This window comes from Streptomyces sp. NPDC059718 (assembly GCF_042733315.1).
GTDB lineage: Bacteria > Actinomycetota > Actinomycetes > Streptomycetales > Streptomycetaceae > Actinacidiphila.
Genome location: NZ_JBHWGA010000031.1, coordinates 48,043 through 69,551, shown reverse-complemented (window position 1 = coordinate 69,551; position 21,509 = coordinate 48,043). Strand labels below are relative to the sequence as shown.

Below are 21,509 nucleotides of genomic sequence, written 5' to 3'. Positions count from 1 at the left end.
CTCGTCCCCTTCCACCTGGGGTGATGCCCGGAACGCATTGCGCCGTGCAGAACGGGCCTTGGACCGCGGGTGTTCCCGGCCCGCACGATGGAGACCGCCCCGGACCGCGCCGCCGGCACCGCGCGAGGGGGCGGCACCACACCACCTCATCGAAGGATCGCAGCATGCATGTATTCGTCACCGGCGCCACCGGACACATCGGGACCGCCGTCGTCGCCGAACTCCTCGGGGCCGGGCACGAGGTCGTCGGCCTCGCCCGCTCGGACCGTTCCGCCGCCGCGCTGACGGCCGCGGGCGCCGGGGTGCACCGCGGCAGCCTGGAGGACCCGGGCGGTCTGCGCCGCGGGGCAGCGGAGGCCGACGGCGTCATCCACCTCGCCTTCGACCACGACTTCTCCGACTACGCGGGCGCGGTCGCCTCCGACCTGCGGGCCGTCGAGGCGATGGGGGACGCGCTCGAGGGCTCCGGGCGCCCCTTCGTGATCACCTCCGGCACGCTGATGCTCGCGTCCGCCGTCGCGGTCCGCCCCGGGACGGAGGACGAGGCGGCGGCCCCGGCATCTCCCCGCGGCGCCGCGGAGAACGCGGCGGTCGCACTTGCCGCGCGCGGGGTCCGGTCGTCGGTCGTCCGGCTCGCCCCGTCCGTGCACGGCCCGTCCGACCGGCACGGCTTCGTCCCGCGGCTGATCGGCATCGCGCGGGACAAGGGCGTCTCGGCGTACGTGGAGGACGGTGCCACCCGCTGGCCCGCCGTCCACACCCTGGACGCGGCGCGCCTGTTCCGTCTGGCCCTGGAAGCGGCGCCGGCGGGCTCGCGGCTGCACGGGGTGGGCGACGAGGGCATCCCGTTCCGGGAGATCGCCGAGGCGATCGGCCGCGGCCTGGACGTCCCGGTGAAGAGCGTGCCGCGCGAGGGGGCGGAGGAGCACCTCGGCTTCCTGTCCGGTTTCGCGACGCTCGACAACCCGACGTCGAACGCGCGCACCAGGGAGCTCCTGGGGTGGCGCCCGGAGCACCCCGCGCTGCTCCAGGACCTGGCGGAGGGCCACTACTTCGGCCGGTCCGACGCCTGACCCGCAGCGGCGGGCGGCGCGTAGCCTGCGGCCATGACCGGGCACTCGTACGACGCGTCGCGCATCGCCCTCCCGGCGTTCGACGCGGGGGTGCGCGCCCGGCCGGGGAGGTACTTCCGGTTCGGGCAGGGCGATCCGCGGCTGCCGACCGCCGTGCTGTCCGCCGTCGCCGGGCACGTCCTGCACCCGGCGACCGCGGTCGCCCCGTCGCATTCCCTGAGCGGGCTCGTCGAGATCACCGGTGACCTCTCCTTCACGGTGACCCTCGACGAGCCGCACTCCTGGGACGGGCGGGAGGGGCCCGCCGCCGGGTACTTCGGTTCGCTGCTCGGCCCCGCGTGGTTCCTGCCGGCCGCCGCCGCGGCGCTGACCACGCGCACGGTGGTCGAGATGTGGTGCGGCGGCCGCGGTTTCCGGCAGGAGTCGACGGGGCTCCGGCCCGCTTCGGCGCCGCTGGAGCGGGCGGCGCCCGCCGGGCGCGGGAGCCGGTGGGAATTCGCCCTGGACGAGGGGTACTTCGGGCCGGGGGCCGCCCTCACCGGGAGCCCGGACGGCTCGATCCGTGCGAGCCCGCCTGCGCGGAGCCCGCGGGGCCCGGCCGTGTGGTCGTCCGGGACCTGCGCGACGGCGGGTGGGGAGAGGTGCGTTTCCCTAAAATCTGACGCTGCATCAGAAAATCTCTTCCCCCGGCCGGTCCGCTCGGGCATCCTGCCCCCATGGAGACGGAGCTGAGCAAGAGGCTGGGCATCGAGCACGCCATCTTCGGCTTCACGCCGTTCCCCGCCGTCGCGGCCGCGATCAGCAGGGCCGGGGGCATGGGCGTCCTCGGGGCGGTGCGCTACACCGCGCCCGACGAGCTGGCCCGGGGCCTGGAGTGGATGGAGGCGCACACCGACGGCCGGCCGTACGGGCTGGACGTCGTCATGCCGGCCAAGAAGGTCGAGGGCGTCACCGAGGCGGACGTCGAGGCGATGATCCCGGAGGGGCACCGCCAGTACGTCCGGGAGGTGCTGGCCAAGCACGGCGTGCCCGAGCTGGAACCGGGCGATCCCATCGGATGGCGCATCACGGGCTGGATGGAGCAGGTGGCCCGCTCGCAGCTCGACGTCGCCTTCGACTTCCCGATCGGCCTGCTCGCCAACGCGCTGGGCTCCCCGCCCGCGGACGTCGTACGGCGCGCCCACGACCGGGGCGTCCCCGTCGCCGCCCTCGCCGGCAGCGCCCGGCACGCCCGGCACCACCAGGAGGCGGGCATCGACATCGTCGTCGCGCAGGGCTACGAGGCCGGCGGCCACACCGGCGAGATCGCCGGCATGGTGCTGGTGCCCGAGGTCGTCCGTGCCGTGGACCCGCTGCCCGTGCTCGCCGCCGGGGGCATCGGCACCGGCGAGCAGGCCGCCGCCGGGCTCGCGCTGGGCGCCCAGGGCGTGTGGCTGGGCTCGGTGTGGCTGACCACCACGGAGGCGGAGCTCCCCTCCTCCGCCCTGGTCGTCAAGCTGCTCGCGGCAGGCTCCGGCGACACCGTCCGCTCGCGCGCCCTGACCGGCAAACCGGCCCGCCAGCTGCGCACCGAGTGGACCGACGCCTGGGACGGCCCGGCCGGGCCCGGAGCGCTGCCGATGCCCCTGCAGGGCCTGCTGGTCGCCGACGCGATCACCCGGATCCAGAAGTACGAGGTGGAGCCGCTGCTCGGCACGCCGGTCGGCCAGATCGTGGGCCAGATGCGCGAAGTGCGCAGCGTCCAGGCGGTCTTCGACGATCTGACCCGCGGCTTCGAGCGGGCCGTCGACCGCATGAACCGCATCGCCGGACGCACCTGAGGAGGCGGCACCATGACATCGACCACGGCGAACGCCCCCAACGGGTTCTGGGCCCAGGCCGCCGCCGACCCGGAACGGGTCGTGCTCACCTCTCCCGACGGCGACCGGTGGAGCGCCCGGCGGCTGCACGAGGAGTCCAACCGCCTCGTCCACGGCCTGCGCGCCGCAGGGCTGCGGACCGGCGACGCCTTCGCGGTCGTGCTGCCGAACGGCGCCGAGTTCTTCACGGCGTACCTCGCCGCCTTCCAGGCCGGGTTCTACCTCGTCCCGGTCAACCACCACCTGGTGGGGCCCGAGATCGCCTGGATCGTCGCCGACTCCGGAGCGAAGGTGCTGATCGCCCACGAGCGCTTCGGCGACCAGGCACGCGCCGCCGCCGACGAGGCGGGACTGCCCGCGATGCGCCGCTACGCCGTCGGCGCCACCGGCATCGAGGGCTTCCGTCCGTACGCGGACCTGCAGGCCGGCATGCCCGGCACCCCGCCCGGGGAGCGCACCACCGGCTGGGTCATGAACTACACCTCCGGCACCACCGGCCGCCCCCGCGGCATCCGGCGCGCCCTGTCCGGCAGGCCCCCCGAGGAGACCCACCTCGGCGGCTTCCTCGGCATCTTCGGCATCCGCCCCTTCGACGGGAACGTCCATCTCGTCTGTTCGCCGCTGTACCACACGGCGGTGCTGCAGTTCGCGGGCGCCGCGCTGCACATCGGCCACCCGGTCGTCCTGATGGACAAGTGGACGCCCGAGGAGATGCTGCGGCTGATCGACGTCCACCGCTGCACGCACACCCACATGGTGCCGACGCAGTTCCACCGGCTGCTGGCCCTCCCGGAGGAGGTCAGGAGCCGCCACGACGTCTCCTCGATGCGGCACGCCGTCCACGGCGCCGCGCCCTGCCCCGAGCACATCAAGCGGGCCATGCTGGAGTGGTGGGGGCCGTGCGTCGAGGAGTACTACGCGGCCAGCGAGGGCGGCGGCACCTTCGCCTCCGCCGCCGAGTGGCTGAAGAAGCCCGGCACGGTCGGCAAGGCGTGGCCGATCAGCGAGATCGCCGTCCACGACGACGACGGCAACCGGCTGCCGCCCGGTGAACTCGGCACCGTCTACATCAAGATGAACACCCCCGGCTTCCGTTACCACAAGGACGAGGCCAAGACCCGGGCGAGCCGCATCGGCGACTTCTTCACCGTCGGGGACCTGGGCTACCTGGACGAGGACGGCTACCTCTACCTCCGCGACCGCAAGATCGACATGATCATCTCCGGCGGCGTCAACGTCTACCCCGCCGAGATCGAGGCCGCGCTCCTCAGCCACCCCGCGGTCGCCGACGCGGCCGCCTTCGGCATCCCCCACGACGACTGGGGCGAGCAGGTCAAGGCCGTCGTCGAGCCCGCCCCCGGCCACGCGCCCGGGCCGGAACTCGCCGCCTCCGTCCTGGCCCACTGCGAGGAGCGGCTGGCGGGCTACAAGCGCCCCCGGTCGGTGGACTTCGTCGCCGAGATGCCGCGTGACCCCAACGGCAAGCTCTACAAGCGCCGGCTCCGCGACCCGTACTGGGAGGGCCGCGCACGGCCGGTGTGACGACGGGACCGCCCGGCCCCCGTACGGCCGGGCGACCGCGTCCGCCGGGGCGCCGGGCGGGGCGGCGGCGCCTACTGTGGAGGCGAGGGAGGCACATCCGATGACCCGACCCGTCACCGTGGGCCTGGACGGCTCGCCGGAAAGCCACGCCGCCATGCACTGGGCGGCGGGGGAGGCGCTGCGGAGATCGGTGCCGCTGCGCCTGGTGCACGCCGGGGGACACCCGTACGGCGACGCGGTGGTGCGCGACGCCGCACAGGACCTCGCCGAGCGGTATCCGGACCTGCCCGTGACGACCGACGTGGCCGACGGCCCGCCGGCGGAGCTGCTGGTCGCGGAGGCGGGCCGCAGCGAGTTGCTCGCGCTCGGCTCGCAGGGGCTGAGCGGGCTCAGCGGCTTCCTCCTCGGGTCCGTGGGGCAGGCGACGCTGGCCCGCGCCGAAGGTCCCGTCGTGGTCGTCCGCACCGGCCAGGACGAGGGAGCCGGGGACGACCGGCGGCCCGTGGTGCTGGGCTTCAGCCTGCGGCAGGGCGCCGACGAGGTGATGGCCTTCGCGGTGGAGGACGCGCGGCGGCGCGGGGTGCAGCTGCGGGTGGTCCACGCGTGGTCGTACCCGCCGACGTACGGATACGTGCCCGCGGCCATGGACCCCACGTGCGGCGCGGAGATCTCGGCGGCGGAGCGGCACGCGGTGCAGGCCGCCCTCGCGCCGTGGCGGGAGAAGGCGCCCGGTGTGGAGATCACGGAGGAGGTCGCCGCGGGCAATGCCGCGCAGCCCCTGGTGGACGCGGCGGCCGGTGCCTCGCTGCTGGTCGTCGGACGGTGCCGGAACCGGCACGGAGGCGCGGGTCCGCACCTGGGCCCCGTGGCGGCCGCGGTGCTGCACCACGCGGCCTGCCCGGTGGCCGTCGTCCCGCACTGACGCCCGCGGGAGCGGGCCGTTCGCGGTGGGCGCATCCGAACGGGTGACGCCCGGACGAGTGACGTCTCCCGCCGGCGGGTAGCGTCGCCCGGGTGAGCGATCTCCACACCGTGCAGGTGAACGGCATCCGGATGGCCTACCGCACCTGGGGCGAGGCGGACGCACCGCCCCTCGTCCTGCTCCACGGACGCGGCTCGGACGGCGCCGACTGGCAGCCGGTCGCGCCCGCGCTGGCCTCGGCCCACCGGGTGTACGCGCCCGACCTGCGCGGCCACGGCGCCAGCGACTGGCCGGGCGAGTACGCCTTCGAGGCCATGCGCGACGACGTCATGGCGTTCCTGGACGCCCTCGGCCCGGAGCCGGTGGTGCTGGCCGGGCACTCGATGGGCGCGGTCGTCGCCTACCTGGTGGCGGCGGAGTCGTCGCCCCGGCTGACCGCCCTCGTCCTGGAGGAGCCCGTGCCGCCGGACCCGGAGGTGCCGCCGCGGGCCGTGCCGTCCGGACCCGAGGGGGACGAGACCTGCGACTGGCGGGTCATCGCGGCCGTCAACCGCTGGCGCAACGCCCCCGACCCGGGCTGGTGGGACCTGCTGGCGGCGATCGACTGCCCCACCCTGGTCCTCGCCGGCGGAGCGGCCAGCCACGTCCCCCAGGACGGCATCGCGGCCGTCGCGGCCCGGGTGCCGGGGGCGCGACTGGTGACGGTGGAGGCGGGGCACCTGGTCCACCAGGAGCGCCCGGCGGACTTCCTCGCCGAGGTCAGGGGGTTCCTTCCGGCGCCCCGCCCTTGACCGGCAGCCCGGCCCGCAGCCACGCCTGGAAACCGCCCTCCAGGTCGGTGGCCCGGGTCAGGCCGACGTCCAGCAGCGAGGCCGCCGCCAGGCTGGAGGTGTAGCCCTCGGAGCACGCCACGATCCAGCGCACGTCGGGGCCGGTGGCCTCGGGGACGCGGGCGTCGCTCAGGGGGTCCAGCCGCCATTCGAGGACGTTGCGCTCGATCACCAGGGCGTCCGGGAACTCGCCCTCCCGGGCCCGCTGCGCCGCCGGGCGGATGTCGACCAGCAGTGCCTCACCCGCGGCGATCTCGGCCGCCGCGTCGTCGGGTCCGACCCGGTCCAGCCGGGCCCGGGCGCGGTCGAGCATCCGGTCGATGCCGGACCTGACGGTGGCGGGCGGGTTCATCGGACGGCCTCCGGAGCGGTCGTGGACGCGGACGCGGTCACGGCCAGGGCGCGTGACAGGGGGACGGCGCGGGGTACCGCGGAGGGCTCCGGCTCGTCCGTCAGCACGGTACGCGTGCGCCGCAGCGAGCGCGCGTCGTCGACCGCGTAGTACGACATCGCCGTCAGGGGAGGCGAATAGGCGTGCACGCTCACCGCGGGCGCGGCGGAGGCGTTGACGACGTCGTGGACGTGCCCGAGCGGGAAGGCCGCGCCGCCGCCCGCGGCGAGTTCGCGGGTCGCGATGCGGCCGTGGCCCCGCTCGTCGTGGAGCCAGCGGTGCTCGGTGAGCGTGCCGCCGACGACGGTCAGGGCGCCGAGGGAGCCCGCGTGGTCGTGCAGTTCGGTGGAGGTGTCGCACGGCCAGGTGATCAGCCAGACGTCCACGTAGGGGTCCTGGTGCAGCCGGATGTACCAGCGGCGGTCGGGCAGGTGGACCGGGAGGTGGACACCGGCCTCGACGGCGGCGGCGTAGCCGCGGACGAGCGCGCGCAGTTGGGGGAGGACGAGCGGGGTGGGACCGCTCGCCCGGTGGTGCAGGGCCATGGGAAGGGCTCCAGAGCGGAACACGACGTGCCCCGCCTGGGCGGGGGCAGGTCATGGGGTGGTCGGGGCTACGGAGGTCAGCCCCGGCGACAGCTCTGGTCGAAGTGGTGCGCACGGCGTCCCGGCCACAGGGGGCCCAGGTTCCAGATGTTCGTGCGCATGGACCCATGCAAGCACACGGACCACCGGTCTGTCCCCTCCGGCGTCGTGTACGTCACACAGGTGACACATGGGCCGCGACGGCCCGCGCGCACTCCATGGACTCCATGCGTGTCGTGTCCACTTCGATGTCGTAGACGACTCCCCGGTGGACCGCCTCCGCCTGCGCCGCCGCCATGCCCGCCACCCGGTCGCCCCGCGCGATCTCCCGGCCCGCAGCCACTTCGGGGGCACAGCGGACACCGACCCACAGCACCTCCAGGCCGTCCAGGGCGCGCCGCCAGCGCTCCTGCGAGGCGGGGCCGCCGAGGAACACCTCGTCGACGACGACCCGGGCACCGGCCCGCGCCATGGCCGCGATGCCGGCCGTCCAGGCCTCGTCCAGGGCCCGGAAGGTGTCGCCGACCGACACGCTCCCGTCGGCACCGAAGCCGATGCCCGCGCCGGCCCCGGAGCCCCGCAGCCCGGCGGGCAGGCCGTCGACGAGCGTGTCGGTGCCGAACGTCAGCCACGGGTCCGGCAGGAGCACCGCCTGCAGGCAGCGCGCGATGCCCGACTTGCCGGAGCTGGAGCCGCCGTTGAGCACGATCACGTGGTGGGCCATCGGGCCAGGCTAGGCCCTGTCGTCAACGGAGCGGTGGCCGCCCGGAGGGCGGGCCCCGCGGTTCCCCCAGCTCCGCTGGGAGGTGCCCCCAGGTGCGGTGCATCGCAAGGCGGAGAGTCGTCCTCGTCGTGGGCTACTCGGACGATTCGACAACGCAGCGTGGGGGCATCCCCGGCCGAAGGCTGGGGGAGGGACTTTGACGACAGGGCCAAGGGGCGGTGCCGGGCGGTCCGCGAGTCAATTGCCGGGCGGCGTGCGGCGGGCGAAGCGCCGGAGTCTGTGTTCCTCGGCGGGCAGCAGATTGGGGTTGGCGAGGCGTGCGGCGATCGCCTCGGCCATCCTCGGCGCCGGGTCGGCGGGGGCGGCGTGGAGGAACCCGGCGACGAAGACGCGCAGGCCGACGTTCCGCACGGGGCCCAGGCCGACGCCGCGCAGGATGGCGACGGTCAGCGCGGTGTCGGCGGCGGGGTCGCCCGCGGCGGCGTTGCTCCAGTCGATCAGCACCGGCCCGTCCGGGGTGAGGATGACGTTCTCCGGGTGCAGGTCCAGGTGGAGGACGCGGTCCCGGGCGGGATCCCCGGTGGTGAAGCGGCCGCCGAGCCAGCCGGGCGCCGGGACGGCGTGCAGGGACGCCTGCAGCCCGGCCAGTAAGCGTCCGTGGGCGTGCGCCCGCCAGGGCCTGCGGGCCAGGTCCTGCGCCATGGTGGGCCCCGTCAGGCGGTCCATGACGAGGTCGGTGCCGTCCGCGTCGTGCACCCGGGGCACCGCGAACCCCACGCCGGCGAGGTGGGCCATCAGGCGGGCCTCCTCGTGGGCCGAACCGCCGTGCCGGTAGCGGCGCAGGACCCGCGTGCCGTCGAGGGCGTAGACGTCGGCGTCGCGGCCCGCGCCGATCAGCTCCACAGGGCCTTCGCCAGCTCGGCGGCCGGGGCCACGGTCCCGAAGCGCGGCAGGGCGAGCGTCACGGCGGCCTCGTGCTCCGCCGCGCTCAGCGCGGTCATCGCGTCCTCGGCGAAGTGGAGTGCGTACCCGTGGTCGGCCGCCGCGCGGGCCGTGGACTCGACGCCCATGTTCGTCGCGATGCCGGCGATCACGAGGGTGCCGATGCCGCGCTCCCGCAACTGCCCGTCCAGGCCGGTGCCGTGGAAGGCGCCCACGGTCCGCTTGACGATCACCAGGTCGCCCTCCCGCTCCAGCCCTTCGACGAGCTCGCTCCCCGGCGGCTGCTCGTCGACCCCGGGGCGCTCCACGCGCACCAGCACGACCGGCGCCCCCGCCTCCCGGAAGGCCGTCGCGAGTCCGAGCGTCGCCAGCACGACCTCCTTTCCGGACCGCGGAGCCAACGGCAGCTCCACGATGCGTTCCATCAGGTCGATCACGACAAGTGCGGTGCGCTGGGGCTCGAGACGCGTCATGGGCACACCTTAAGTACCCTGCCGCGCGTGCGCAGGGTCTCGCGGCCATCGGGTGCACCTACGCTCGGCCCACCTCGGTGTTCAGCCGCCGGCCGCTCCCTGCGCGGCCGTCTCGCGGGCCCAGCGGTAGTCGGCCTTGCCGCTGGGGGAGCGCTGGATGAGGGGGGTGATGACGAGGCTGCGCGGCACCTTGTAGCCGGCGAGACGGGCCCGGCAGTGGGTCTGGATCTCCTCCAGGGAGGGCGCCGGAGCGCCTTCGCGCAGCTGGACGACGGCCGATACGTGGTGGCCCCACTTCGGGTCGGGGACGCCTGCGACCAGGGCGTCGTACACGTCGGGGTGGGCCTTCAGCGCCTCCTCGACCTCCTCCGGGTAGACCTTCTCGCCGCCGGTGTTGATGCACTGCGAGCCGCGTCCGAGCACGGTGACGATGCCCTCGTCGTCGACGGTGGCCATGTCGCCGAGCAGCACCCAGCGCTCGCCGTCGCGCTCGAAGAAGGTCTGGGCGGTCTTGCCGGGGTCGTTGTAGTAGCCGAGGGGCACGTGCCCGCGCAGCGCGATGCGCCCGGGTTCCCCGGGGGCCACGGGCCCCAGGGAGGCGGGGTCGACGACGGCGATGTGCGCGCTGACGCGCAGCCGGAAGCCCCTGCGCGGACCGGAGTCGTCCGTGGCGGTGCCGTTGAAGCCGGACTCGGACGAGCCGAAGTTGTTGAGGATCATGCAGTTCGGGGCGAGCGCCTGGAACTGCGCGCGCACGGTCTCGGAGAGGATCGCGCCGGAGCTGGAAAGGCTGAACAGCGAGGAGACGTCGGTGTCCTTGAGCGGTCCGGCCAGGACGTCGGCGAGGGGGCGCAGCATGGCGTCGCCGACCAGCGAGACGCTGGTGACCTTCTCGCGCTCGATCGTGCGCAGCACCTCCACGGGGGCGTACTTGCTGTGGACGACGACCTTCTGGCCGTAGTGGAAGCCGATGAAGGCGGTCAGCGTGGAGGTGCCGTGCATCAGCGGCGCGGTGGGGAAGAAGACCAGGCCCTCGCCGCCGGCCGCGACCCGTTCGGCGAGTTCCTCGGGGCGGGAGACGGGGACGCCGGTGGGGGCGCCGCCGCCCATGCCGGAGAAGAAGAGGTCCTCGTGGCGCCACATGACGCCCTTGGGCATGCCGGTCGTGCCGCCGGTGTAGATGACGAAGCGGTCGTCGGCGGAGCGGGCGGGGAAGTCGCGGGCGGGCGATCCGGAGGCCTCGGCGTCGGCGAAGCCGACCGGTGCGACGGCGGGTTCGGGCGCGTCGGGTGGCGCGTCGCCGACCCGTATCAGGTGGCGCAGCCGATCGGTACGGGGCAGGGCCGCCGCGACGCGGCCGGTGAACACGGCGTCGAAGACGAGCGCCGTGAGGTCGGCGTCGCGGTAGAGGTAGACGAGCTCGTCCGCCACGTAGCGGTAGTTGACGTTGACCGGGACGGCGCGGATCTTCATGCAGGCCAGCGCCGTCTGCAGGTACTCGACGCCGTTGAGGAGGTGCAGGCCCACGTGTTCGCCGGGGGCGACGCCGTGCGCCGCCAGGTGGTGCGCCAGGCGGTTGGCCGCCGCGTCGAGCTGCGCGTACGTGAGCCGGCGCTCGGCCCCCGTGCCGGGGTGGTCGAGATGCACCAGCGCCTCGCGGCCGGGCACGGTGTCGGCGACCGACTCGAAGAGGTCGGCAAGGTTGTACTCCACGGCTCCTCCTCACCGGGGCCGGGGGACCGGGTGCGCTACCGGCTCCCAGCCGGTCATCAGAGCACCCCGCAGGGGGGCTGTGAAGGGGTCCCGCGGCAAGAATCTGACTGACAGTCAGAAAAGTATTGAACTCGACCTGCGCCTACTGCAACCTGTTCTAGGTCCGGTACGCGACGCGGGAGGACGACGATGGGCGGCACCGAACACCTCACGGTGGAGCGCGTCGGCGCGACACTCGTACTGACCCTCAACCGGCCGGAGGCGCGCAACGCGCTCTCCCTGCCGATGCTCGTGGGCCTCCACGACGGCTGGCTGGAGGCCGACCAGGACGACGCGATCCGCTCCGTGGTCCTCACCGGCGCCGGCGGAGCCTTCTGCTCCGGCATGGACCTCAAGGCACTCGCCGCGAACGGCGGCATGGCGGGGCAGCAGTACCGGGAGCGGCTCACCGCCGACCCCGACCTGCACTGGAAGGCGATGCTGCGCCACCACCGCCCCCGCAAGCCGGTGATCGCCGCCGTCGAGGGGCCCTGCGTGGCCGGCGGCACCGAGATCCTCCAGGGCACCGACATCCGCGTCGCGGGCGAGAGCGCGGTCTTCGGCCTGTTCGAGGTGCGCCGCGGCCTCTTCCCCATCGGCGGCTCCACCGTCCGCCTCGCCCGCCAGATACCGCGCACGCACGCCCTGGAGATGCTGCTCACCGGCCGTCCCTACACCGCCGCCGAGGCCGAGCGGATCGGGCTGATCGGCCACGTGGTCCCCGACGGCACCGCCCTGGACAAGGCGCTGGAGATCGCCGCACTGGTCAACGCCAACGGCCCGCTGGCCGTCGAGGCCGTCAAGGCCTCGGTCTACGAGACCGCGGAGATGACCGAGGCCGAGGGACTGAGGTCCGAACTGGAGCGCGGCGGGCCCGTCTTCGCCACCGCCGACGCCAAGGAGGGCGCCAGGGCCTTCGGCGAGAAGCGCCCGCCCGTCTACCGCCGCGCCTGACACGGGAGGTCATCACCGCCATGCCCGAACCGCTCACCGCGCCCCTCGTCGTCGAGTTCCCCTTCACCCGCTCCCTCGGCCCGGTGCAGAGCGCCTTCCTCACCGGGTTGCGCGAGCGGACCGTCCTCGGTGTGCGCACCGGGGACGGGCGGGTGCTCGTGCCGCCCGTCGAGTACGACCCGGTCACCGCCGAGGAACTGCGCGACCTCGTCGAGGTCGGCACCACCGGCACCGTCACGACCTGGGCCTGGAACCCGTCGCCGCGGCCGCAGCAGCCGCTGGCCACCCCCTTCGCCTGGGTGCTGGTCCGCCTCGACGGCGCCGACACCGCGCTGCTGCACGTCCTGGACGCACCCGGCCCGGAGGCGGTGCGCACCGGCATGCGCGTCCGCGTCCGCTGGGCCGGACGGCGCACCGGCGCCGTCACCGACATCGCGTGCTTCGAACCCGCCGCGGACGACGCCGCCGCCGGGGAGACCGTGGCGACCGCGCACACCGGCGCCTTCGCCGAACCCGTCACCGGCATCATCGTGCCCGCCCGGCTGGAGTACACCTACGCCCCGGGCCGGGCCCAGAGCCGCTACCTCGCCGCCCTCGCCGGGCACCGCACCGTCGGCGAGCGGTGCCCCTCCTGCCGCAAGGTCTACGTCCCGCCCCGGGGGGCATGCCCCACCTGCGGCGTCGCCACGAACGAACAGGTCGAGGTCGGCCCGCGCGGCACGGTCACCACCTTCTGCATCGTCAACATCAAGGCCAAGGGCGCCGACATCGAGGTGCCCTACGTCTACGCCCACATCGCCCTCGACGGCGCCGGCCTCGCCCTGCACGGACGCATCGGCGGCATCCCGTACGACCAGGTGCGCATGGGCCTGCGCGTGGAGCCCGTCTGGACCGGCGACGGACGCTACCCCGACCACTACCGGCCCACCGGCGAGCCCGACGCCGACTACGACGCCTACAAGGAGCTGCTGTGACCACGGCGACCAGTCCGCAGGCGCGCCGGGAGGTGGCCATCGTGGCCTTCGCCCAGACCCGCCACGTGCGCGACAGCGCAACCCTCTCCGAGGTCGAGATGCTGATGCCGGTGCTGCACGAGGTGCTGGACCAGGTCGGCCTCACCGCGGGGGAGATCGGCTTCACCTGCTCGGGCTCCTGCGACTACCTGGCGGGCCGGGCCTTCTCCTTCACCATGGCGCTCGACGGGGTCGGGGCCTGGCCGCCGATCTCCGAGTCGCACGTGGAGACCGACGGAGCCTGGGCGCTGTACGAGGCCTGGGTCAAGCTCCTCACCGGCGAGGCCGACACCGCCCTGGTCTACTCCTACGGCAAGTCCTCGCCGGGGCGGCTGCGGGACGTGCTGACCCGCCAGCTCGACCCCTACTACCTGGCGCCGCTGTGGCCCGACTCCGTCGCCCTGGCCGCGCTCCAGGCCCAGGCGCTGATCGACGCGGGCGACACGGACGAAACCGCGCTCGCCGCCGTCGCCGGCCGCAGCCGGACCGCCGCCGGGAGCAATCCGTACGCCCAGGAGTCCGGCGACCGGCCGCAGGGCGCGTACGTGGTGCGGCCGCTGCGCCGGGGCGACTGCCCGCCGGTCGGCGACGGCGCGGCCGCGGTGGTGCTGGCCGCCGGGGACACCGCCCGGCGGCTGTGTGAGCGCCCCGCCTGGATCCGCGGCATGGACCACCGCATCGAGGCCCACGCGCTCGGCGTCCGCGACCTCACCGACTCACCCTCCGCCCGGCTGGCCGCGGAACGCGCCGGGGCCTTCGACGCACCCGTCGACACCGCGGAGCTGCACGCCCCCTTCACCTCCCAGGAGGTCGTGCTCCGCAAGGCACTCGGCCTGGGGGACGACGTCACGGTCAACCCCTCGGGCGGCCCGCTCACCGCGAACCCCGTGATGGCCGCCGGCCTGATCCGGCTCGGCGAGGCCGCCGCCCGCATCCACCGCGGCGAGTCCCGCCGCGCGCTCGCCCACGCCACGTCCGGGCCCTGCCTGCAGCAGAACCTGGTCGCCGTCCTGGAAGGGGAGGACCGATGAGCGCGGTGACCGGCAAGGAACCCGTCGCGGTCGTCGGCGTCGGCCAGACCCACCACACCTCGGCGCGGCACGACGTCTCCATCGCGGGACTCGTCCGCGAGGCGGCGCAGCGTGCCCTGGTGGACGCCTCGATGACCTGGGCGGACGTCGACGCGGTCGTCATCGGCAAGGCCCCGGACTTCTTCGAGGGCGTGATGATGCCCGAGCTGTACCTCGCCGACGCCCTCGGCGCGGTCGGCAAGCCCATGATGCGGGTGCACACCGCGGGTTCCGTGGGCGGCTCCACCGCGCTCGTCGCGACCAGCCTGGTGGCCGCGCGGGTGCACCGCACCGTCCTGACGCTCGCCTTCGAGAAGCAGTCCGAGTCCAACGCGATGTGGGGGCTGTCGCTGCCCGTCCCCTTCCAGCAGCCCCTGCTGGCCGGGGCGGGCGGGTTCTTCGCGCCGCACGTGCGCGCCTACATGCGGCGCACCGGCGCGCCCGACACCGTGGGCGTCCTCGTCGCGTACAAGGACCGGCGCAACGCGCTGAGGAACCCGTACGCCCATCTGCACGAGAAGGACATCACCCTGGAGAAGGTGCGTTCCTCGCCCATGCTCTGGGACCCGATCCGCTACTCCGAGACGTGCCCGTCCTCCGACGGCGCCTGCGCGATGGTGCTCACCGACGGGGCGGGCGGGCGCCGCGCCCCCGGACCGGTGGCCTGGGTGCACGGCGGGGCGATGCGCAGCGAGCCCACGATGTTCGCGGGCAAGGACTTCGTCAGCCCCCGGGCCGGACGCGACTGCGCGGCCGACGTCTACCGGCAGGCGGGCATCACCGATCCGCGGCGGCAGATCGACGCCGTGGAGATGTACGTGCCCTTCTCCTGGTACGAGCCGATGTGGCTGGAGAACCTCGGCTTCGCCCAGGAGGGCGAGGGCTGGAAGCTCACCGAGTCGGGGGTGACGGAGCTCGACGGCGACCTGCCCGTCAACCCTTCGGGTGGTGTGCTGTCCACCAATCCGATCGGCGCCTCGGGGATGATCCGCTTCGCCGAGGCGGCCCTCCAGGTGCGCGGCACGGCGGGCGGGCACCAGGTGGACGGGGCACGGCTGGCGCTGGGCCACGCCTACGGCGGGGGTTCGCAGTTCTTCTCCATGTGGGTGGTCGGATCGGGACACCCCGGAGAGTGAAGCGGGCATGAACCGGTACCGGGTCCGGGCAGGTTCTTCCATGACCTGTCCGGGCCCCGGCACGGTCGCTAGGCTGGCCCGGACGACGGAGTCGGGAGGAGAGCGGACGTGGCCGAGAGCACGATCGGATCGCCGTTGGCCAACGGGAAGAAGCCGCAGCTTGATCTGGCCAACGCAACATGGCAGTCGAGCAGCCAGGGCACAGGAGACGTCCAGATCGCCTTCGTCGAGGGCTACATCGCCATGAGGGACGGCCGGAGCCCCGAGGGGCCCTCGCTGATCTTCACCCCGGCGGAATGGCGGGCCTTCGTCCTCGGTGCCCGCGACGGCGAGTTCGACCTCACCTGACGGAAGCTCACGGGCGTGTCCGGCAGCCCGTCCCGTCCACGACGACGGGCTGCCGGCGCACCCGGCCCGGCGCGCCCCGGAGGCCTTGGTGTCCCCGGTTCCGCGCCCGCGGTAGGTCCCCGGGGAATGCACCTGACAGGTCGTCGTATGGCTACCGGTCCGGCATGTACCGGGGGCATCACGGTGACGCGTTCCCGCACGTGGGCGCACCTGATCGAGCAGGGTCGATCATTCCGCGGACGATTGTGAACAGCCGTCACCACTTCGCATTTATGTACTCACGCAGGGTCCCTGGTGGCGTACGCTGAGGTGCCATCGGACAGGTGTCCGAGCATCACCGGCGCGCCCCGGCGCGCGCCGGATCAGGGGCAGGGGGTGCACTATGGCGCGGCGCACACCGAAGTCCCGGCGACCGCTCCTCGAACGCGAGGTCGAGCTCGTGGCCGTCGACGAGGCGCTGGCCGAACTCACGGGCATACGGGCCGAGGGGGACCACCCCCGCGCCGGCACACGGCGCGGCGGCGTGCTCGCCTTCGCGGCCCCCGCGGGCCTCGGCAAGACGACCCTGCTCGCGGAGACCCGGCGCCGGGCCTCCGCCCTCGGCTGCACCGTCCTGTACGCCCGCGGCGGCGACCAGGAACAGGGCGTCGCCTTCCACGTCGCCCGCCAGCTGCTGCAGCCGCAGCTCGCCGGAGCCGGTGACGGGGTGCTCCGCACCACCCTCGGCAGCTGGTACGGCATCGTCGGCCCCGCCCTGGGGCTGTGCACCGACGGCGAGGGCGCGCCCCCGGACCCGCAGGGCCTCGCGGACGGACTCGACTGGGTCCTCACCCACATCGCCGTCCGGCGTGCCCCCGTGGTCCTCGTGCTCGACGACGCCCACTGGGCCGACCCCGAGTCCCTGGGCTGGCTGGCCGCCTTCGCACCGCGCGCCGAGGAACTCCCCATGCTCGTCGTCGTGGCCTACCGCCCCGACGAACTCCCCGCCCACGCCGAGGCGTTCCGCGGCCTGCCCGACCGCTCCGGCACCCGCCCGCTCGGCCTGGAACCGCTCAGCGCCGCCGCCATCGGCCGGCTCATCCGCGACGCCGTGGGCGACCACGCCGACGACGCGTTCTGCCGCGAGGCCTGGGCCGTCACCGCCGGCAACCCCTTCGAGGCCGTGGAACTCACCGCCAAGGTCCTCGACCGGGCGCTGCGCCCCGACGAGTCCAGCGCGCACCTCCTGCGCGACCTCGCCGCCGCCGCCAAGGGCAGCGGACTCATCGCCCGCCTGGAACGCCTGGGCACCTCCACCGTCCGCATGGCGTGGGCCGCGGCCGTCCTCGGCACGTCCATCTCGCCGGCGATCGCCGCGAGCGTGGCGGGCCTGGGCGGCGAGGAGGCCGCCGACGCCGCGGACCGGCTCCGCAAGGCCCGCATCCTCACCGGCAGCGACGTCCTGGAGTTCGTCCACCCCCTCATCGCCACCGCCGTGTACCGGGCGATCCCCGACGCCGTCCGGGTCGCCCTGCACGGACAGGCCGCCTGGTCCGTCGTGGACGCCGGGCTCGGACCCTCCGCCGCCGCCCGCCACCTGCTGGAGACCCACCCCGAGGGCGACCCCTGGGTCGTCGGCCAGCTGCGCCAGGCCGCCCGGGACACCGCCCGGGCCGGCGCCCCCGACGCGGCCCGCCGCTACCTCGCGCGGGCCCTGCGCGAGCCGCCCCCGTTCGAGGACCGGGCCGCCGTGCTGTTCGAGCTCGGCTGCTCCTCCCTGCTCACCGAGCCGGCGACCACCGTCAACCATCTGCGCGCCGCGCTCGAGGAGCCCGTCGTCGACCCGGCGCTGCGCGACGCGATCACCTACCGGCTCTCCCAGGCGCTGGCCCACTCCGACCGGCTCGGCGAGGCCGCGGACACCGTCGGACAGGCCGCCCGGACCGCCACCAACGCGCGGGCCCGGTTGCGGATGCAGGAAGAGCAGTTCATGTGGGACGCCTTCCGCTCCGACGAACCCGACTCCCCGGCCCGCTCCCGCCGGCTGGCCCGCCTGGCCGACCGGCTGACCGGACGCGACCTGACCGAGCGCTACATCATCGGCCTGCGCGCCTGGGACGCCACCCTTCGCGGCGAGCCCGCCGATACCGCGCTGCGGCACTCCGACCGCGCCCTGGACGGCGGACTGCCCTGGGCCAGCGAGGACTTCGGCTTCGAGGTCCCGGTCCTCGTCGCGATGACGTACATGTACGCCGACCGGCCCGGCCGCGCCGAGGAGCTCTTCGCCGCCGGCATCGGCGACTACGAGCGCCAGGGATGGCGCGGCGCCCACCTCGCCTTCGGCTACTCCCTGCTCGGGTACGTGCGTTACCGCCGCGGACGCCTCGCCGAGGCCGAGGACTTCGCCCGCGACGGCCTGCGGCTCGCCGACCGCGTCGGCCGCGGCACCCCGGTCGTCTGGTACACCGTGGCGATCCTCGTCGAGATCCTGCTCGCCCGGGGCCGGCTCCGCGAGGCCGCGGCCCTCGCCGAGGAGTACGACTTCTGCGAGCCCTTCCCGGCGGCCGTCACCTTCCCCGACGCCCAGACCGTCTACGGCGAACTGCTGCTCGCCCGGGGCATGGTCAACGAGGCCATCGCCCAGCTCGAGTCGTGCGGCCGCCGGCTCGACCCGCGGGGCATCCGCAATCCCGCCTGGTCCCCGTGGAAGCTCCACCTCGCGCTCGCCGAGGCCCGGGACACCCCGGAGCGGGCCCGTGCCACCGCCGCCGACGCCGTCGAACGCGCCCGCCAGTACGGCACCGCTTCGTCGATCGGCCAGGCGCTGCGGGTCTCCGCCGAGGTGGCCGCGGAATCCGACCGGCTCAAGCTGCTGCAGGAGGCGGTCACGCACCTGGAGCGCTCACCGGCCGGCTACGAGCTGGCCCGGGCCCTGGTCGACCACGGTGCCGCCCTGCGCCGCGAGGCCCGGCTCCACGAGGCGGCCGAGCAGCTCTACCGGGGCCTGGAGACCGCCGTCCACTGCGGAGCCGACCAACTGGCCGAGCGCGCCCGCGACGAACTCGCCGCCGCCGGACTGCGCCCACGCAGGCTCCGTACGACGGAGACCGACGCCCTCACCGCCCAGGAACGGGTGGCCGCCTCGCGGGCCGCCCGCGGTGAGGACGACGAGCAGATCGCCGCAGGTCTGGACACCGACGTGGAGGGCGTCACCCGTCTGCTCTCCGCCGTCTACCGCAAGATCGGCACCGACCGGGCGGGCCTGTCCCGGGCGCTGACCCCGTAGCGACGCGACCCCGGGCACACGGGCGGCCCGGGGACCGTACGATGGGCGCATGTCGTTCCTCCGCCGCCGCAGCGCCGCAACGCCCACAGGGCCGGAATTCGACGTCCTGGCCATGGACCCGGGCGACTGGCCGGGCGAACTCGGCGCCGGGCTGCTGCCCGGGGAGGACGGTAGTTGCCAGGGCATCTTCCTGCGCTACGACCTCTTCGGCGGGCGCGGGCCCGCCATGCTGATCGGCAACCTCCCCGAGGGCTCGCCCGCCCGCGACCTCGAAGAGGGCCAGATCCCCTTCGAGGTCGCCCAGCTGCTGCTGGCCCTCGGCAACGACGAGCCGGTCGAGGTCGTCGGCACCGAGGACACCCCGGTCATGCACGGTGACAACCTGCTGATCGTGCGCAAGGTGAAGCTCTCCGAGGGGCGCATCGCCTGCACGCAGTTCGACCGCAGCGACGGCGTCCAGGTCACCATCGCGACCTGGGACCGCCCGATCACCGACGACCTCTACCAGTTGCTCAAGCCCCTCCCCGCGGAGATGTTCCAGCAGGGCTGAGCGGGGCCCAGGAGGGCCGCAGGGTCACGTCCTCGGCCTTGACCCAGGCCACCCGGTGGCCGAACTGGATCTCGTAGTAGAGCTGCTCCCCGCGCACCACCACGTGCTGGGAGGCGTCGAAGGTGACCGCCCGGTAGTACTCGCCGTGCGTCGCCAGGCCCACCGCGTAGCTCTGGCCCGCGAGCAGCTTGTACGGCAGCGGGGAGTCCGGCTGCACCGGGACGCCCGCGGGGTAGGCGGACGCCTCCGGGTAGGCGCGCCCGTACACCGGGACCTCGGCTCGGCCCTCCTTCGGCGTGACCAGCCGGCCCGTGGCCGGCAGGGCGGTCCGGTGCGCCCTGGGGTCGTGGAACCAGGCCTTCTGGCCCAGGTACCAGATCGCCGTCCAGTCCCCGCGCCGCCCGGCCACCGCGAACTGCTGGCCGGTCGAGGCACGGGCGCCGGTGTCGTTCACCCCGGTCGTGGAGGGGGCCTCCCCGTGCAGACCGACGTCCTTGACGAGCGGGGCGTCCTCGCGGGGCTCGGTGTGGAGCCGGACGGCCGTGGAACCGTGGGACGGGCAGGTGTCACCGGCGCTCGCGCACCCCGTGTAGACGGGCCGGTTGGAGACGTAGTCCGGGTCGATCGTCACCAGGGCGCTGCCCGGCCTGGCGGTCTGCCGGAAGGGCGCTCCCAGGAGCTGGAAGTAGTGCGCCCAGTCCCAGTACGGGCCGGGGTCGGTGTGCATCCCCGGGATGTTCGCGGGGGTCGGTCCCGGGACGTTGTCGTGGCCCAGGATGTGCTGCCGGTCCAGCGGGATGCCGTAACGCCCGGCCAGGTAGCGGACCAGCCGGGCCGACGCCCGGTACATGGCCTCGGTGTACCAGGCGCCGGGATCGGTGAGGAAGCCCTCGTGCTCGATGCCGACGGACTTGGCGTTGACGTACCAGTTGCCCGCGTGCCAGCCGACGTCCTTGGTCCTCACGTGCTGGTCGACGTGGCCGTCCGCGGAGCGGATCGAGTAGTGCCACGCCAGGTAGTCCGGCTTCTGCACCAGCTGGAGCGTGGTGTCCCAGGTGGCCTCGGTGTCGTGGACGACGATGTAGTCGATCTTCTGGTCGTGCGGGCGGTCGGCGAGGTCGTGGTTGCCGTAGTCGCCCGTGCCGTACTCCTCGTACGGGGCCGGGAGCCATTCGCACGCGATCGTGCGCGGGCACTCCGTCCCGTCCGCGGCGACGGTGCGCAGACCCAGGGAGCGGAGCTGGGCGGTCTCCGGCGCGAGCCCGGGGTGCGCGGCGAGGGCGAGGCCCTCCCCGTCGTCCGTTGTGCGCTTGACACCCTCACGGATGACCTGGAAGACGTCGTCGGCGAAGACCGACGCCGTGGCGGTGTCGTCGGCGCCCGAGTAGCGCGCCACCGCGCCGTACCAGCGGGCCGGGTCCGAACTCAGGGGTGCGCCCAGCGACTTCTGGGCCTGGGCCAGCAGCGCCGCGCCCCCCTCGACGTTGGCCGCCGGGTCCTCGCGCAGCTCCTCGGCGCTCAGCCCGGTCAGCCCGGCGGCGCGGTCCAGCGTGGTGAGCGTCGAGGGCAGCGCACGGGTGTCCGCGGCGGGCAGCCCCACGTCGGCGAGGGGACGTCCCACGTCGCCGCGCGGGTCGTCACCGCCATCACCCCGCCGGGGCACATCGGTGAGCGCCGTCCGGGCGTCCGTGAGGTGCATGGGGCCGTATCCGGCGGTGACGCTGGGCAGTCCGCGGTGGGTGTCCCAGCGCGACTCCAGGTAGGCCACGCCCATCAGCACGCTCTCCGGGACGTGATGACGTTCCGCGGCGTCCTGGAAGGCCTGCCGGAGCGGCGCGTCCCGCTCCTGCGGGGCCGCGCCGGCCGCGGGCAGCGGCGACAGCGCGGAGAGCAGGGCGCCGACGGCCACGGTGACCGTTGCGGCGGTGACGACCTTGCGCGGGCGTCTCGCGTTGTGGGGGGTTCCTCGCACTGCAGCCTCCTGTGGTGACGCACGGGGCCGTTCGGCACCACAGAGGTATCCGTTGGTCGACGATCCGTCAACTAGGCGCTGTGAAGGCTGTTTACGCATGTCAGCGCCC

General features: G+C 74.4%; 20 protein-coding genes. 13 read left to right on the top strand and 7 right to left on the bottom strand.

What is annotated here, in order from left to right; genetic code table 11:
- Positions 1 to 164: 164 nt before the first annotated feature.
- From ACFV3E_RS30375 to ACFV3E_RS30350, 6 genes are all read left to right on the top strand, one after another.
- Positions 165 to 1,073, top strand: a complete 909-nt coding sequence (locus tag ACFV3E_RS30375; RefSeq protein WP_500537575.1) for an SDR family oxidoreductase — start codon at positions 165 to 167, stop codon at positions 1,071 to 1,073.
- Positions 1,074 to 1,106: 33 nt separating this feature from the next.
- On the top strand, positions 1,107 to 1,805 hold the full coding sequence (locus ACFV3E_RS30370) for a hypothetical protein (protein WP_500537574.1): 699 nt from the start codon (positions 1,107 to 1,109) through the stop codon (positions 1,803 to 1,805).
- The gene (locus ACFV3E_RS30365; protein WP_500537573.1) at positions 1,790 to 2,893 is read left to right on the top strand and encodes an NAD(P)H-dependent flavin oxidoreductase; all 1,104 of its coding nucleotides are present in this window, start codon (positions 1,790 to 1,792) and stop codon (positions 2,891 to 2,893) included. The genes ACFV3E_RS30370 and ACFV3E_RS30365 overlap by 16 nt, the downstream gene beginning before the upstream one ends.
- A gap of 12 nt (positions 2,894 to 2,905) precedes the next feature.
- The gene (locus ACFV3E_RS30360) at positions 2,906 to 4,474 is read left to right on the top strand and encodes an acyl-CoA synthetase (protein WP_500537572.1); all 1,569 of its coding nucleotides are present in this window, start codon (positions 2,906 to 2,908) and stop codon (positions 4,472 to 4,474) included.
- A 100-nt stretch (positions 4,475 to 4,574) separates the two neighbouring features.
- On the top strand, positions 4,575 to 5,396 hold the full coding sequence (locus ACFV3E_RS30355; protein WP_500370729.1) for a universal stress protein: 822 nt from the start codon (positions 4,575 to 4,577) through the stop codon (positions 5,394 to 5,396).
- A 92-nt stretch (positions 5,397 to 5,488) separates the two neighbouring features.
- Positions 5,489 to 6,187, top strand: coding sequence for an alpha/beta fold hydrolase (locus tag ACFV3E_RS30350; protein ID WP_500537571.1), 699 nt, complete (start codon positions 5,489 to 5,491; stop codon positions 6,185 to 6,187).
- Here the strand turns inward: ACFV3E_RS30350 and ACFV3E_RS30345 are convergent.
- The 6 genes from ACFV3E_RS30345 to ACFV3E_RS30320 form a co-directional block, all read right to left on the bottom strand.
- On the bottom strand, positions 6,156 to 6,578 hold the full coding sequence (locus tag ACFV3E_RS30345; RefSeq protein ID WP_500537570.1) for a rhodanese-like domain-containing protein: 423 nt from the start codon (positions 6,576 to 6,578) through the stop codon (positions 6,156 to 6,158). The genes ACFV3E_RS30350 and ACFV3E_RS30345 overlap by 32 nt on opposite strands.
- Positions 6,575 to 7,162, bottom strand: coding sequence for a cysteine dioxygenase (locus ACFV3E_RS30340; protein ID WP_500537569.1), 588 nt, complete (start codon positions 7,160 to 7,162; stop codon positions 6,575 to 6,577). The genes ACFV3E_RS30345 and ACFV3E_RS30340 overlap by 4 nt, the downstream gene beginning before the upstream one ends.
- A gap of 214 nt (positions 7,163 to 7,376) precedes the next feature.
- Entirely contained in the window at positions 7,377 to 7,925 is a 549-nt protein-coding gene (gene cpt, locus ACFV3E_RS30335; RefSeq protein WP_500537568.1) for a chloramphenicol phosphotransferase CPT, read from the bottom strand.
- Between the two features lie 237 nt (positions 7,926 to 8,162).
- Positions 8,163 to 8,828, bottom strand: coding sequence for a phosphotransferase (locus tag ACFV3E_RS30330; RefSeq protein WP_500537567.1), 666 nt, complete (start codon positions 8,826 to 8,828; stop codon positions 8,163 to 8,165).
- A complete protein-coding gene (locus ACFV3E_RS30325; RefSeq protein ID WP_500537566.1) occupies positions 8,819 to 9,340 on the bottom strand; it encodes an isochorismatase family protein in 522 nt (173 codons plus the stop codon). The genes ACFV3E_RS30330 and ACFV3E_RS30325 overlap by 10 nt, the downstream gene beginning before the upstream one ends.
- Positions 9,341 to 9,421: 81 nt before the next feature.
- The gene (locus ACFV3E_RS30320) at positions 9,422 to 11,053 is read right to left on the bottom strand and encodes an acyl-CoA synthetase (protein WP_500537565.1); all 1,632 of its coding nucleotides are present in this window, start codon (positions 11,051 to 11,053) and stop codon (positions 9,422 to 9,424) included.
- 189 nt (positions 11,054 to 11,242) lie between these two features.
- Here ACFV3E_RS30320 and ACFV3E_RS30315 point away from each other — a divergent pair, with 189 nt between their 5' ends.
- The 7 genes from ACFV3E_RS30315 (at position 11,243) to ACFV3E_RS30285 (ending at position 19,428) form a co-directional block, all read left to right on the top strand.
- The gene (locus ACFV3E_RS30315; RefSeq protein WP_500537564.1) at positions 11,243 to 12,046 is read left to right on the top strand and encodes a crotonase/enoyl-CoA hydratase family protein; all 804 of its coding nucleotides are present in this window, start codon (positions 11,243 to 11,245) and stop codon (positions 12,044 to 12,046) included.
- Between the two features lie 20 nt (positions 12,047 to 12,066).
- Entirely contained in the window at positions 12,067 to 13,020 is a 954-nt protein-coding gene (locus ACFV3E_RS30310) for an OB-fold nucleic acid binding domain-containing protein (protein ID WP_500537563.1), read from the top strand.
- Positions 13,017 to 14,090 carry a thiolase family protein gene (locus ACFV3E_RS30305; protein ID WP_500537562.1) on the top strand — a complete coding sequence of 358 codons (1,074 nt, stop codon included), beginning with the start codon at positions 13,017 to 13,019 and terminating at the stop codon, positions 14,088 to 14,090. Before ACFV3E_RS30310 ends, ACFV3E_RS30305 begins: the two co-directional genes overlap by 4 nt.
- Positions 14,087 to 15,265 (top strand): thiolase family protein, encoded by a 1,179-nt coding sequence (locus tag ACFV3E_RS30300; RefSeq protein WP_500370739.1) that lies wholly within the window; start codon positions 14,087 to 14,089, stop codon positions 15,263 to 15,265. Before ACFV3E_RS30305 ends, ACFV3E_RS30300 begins: the two co-directional genes overlap by 4 nt.
- A gap of 108 nt (positions 15,266 to 15,373) precedes the next feature.
- Entirely contained in the window at positions 15,374 to 15,613 is a 240-nt protein-coding gene (locus ACFV3E_RS30295) for a DUF397 domain-containing protein (protein WP_018561140.1), read from the top strand.
- Between the two features lie 382 nt (positions 15,614 to 15,995).
- Positions 15,996 to 18,878 carry an ATP-binding protein gene (locus ACFV3E_RS30290; RefSeq protein WP_500537561.1) on the top strand — a complete coding sequence of 961 codons (2,883 nt, stop codon included), beginning with the start codon at positions 15,996 to 15,998 and terminating at the stop codon, positions 18,876 to 18,878.
- Positions 18,879 to 18,927: 49 nt separating this feature from the next.
- Positions 18,928 to 19,428: a hypothetical protein gene (locus ACFV3E_RS30285; protein ID WP_500370741.1), complete on the top strand. Its 501-nt coding sequence runs from the start codon at positions 18,928 to 18,930 to the stop codon at positions 19,426 to 19,428.
- On the opposite strand, the gene ACFV3E_RS30280 is transcribed toward ACFV3E_RS30285, so the two are convergent.
- Positions 19,391 to 21,400: an N-acetylmuramoyl-L-alanine amidase gene (locus tag ACFV3E_RS30280; protein ID WP_500537560.1), complete on the bottom strand. Its 2,010-nt coding sequence runs from the start codon at positions 21,398 to 21,400 to the stop codon at positions 19,391 to 19,393. The genes ACFV3E_RS30285 and ACFV3E_RS30280 overlap by 38 nt on opposite strands.
- Positions 21,401 to 21,509 lie beyond the last annotated feature (109 nt).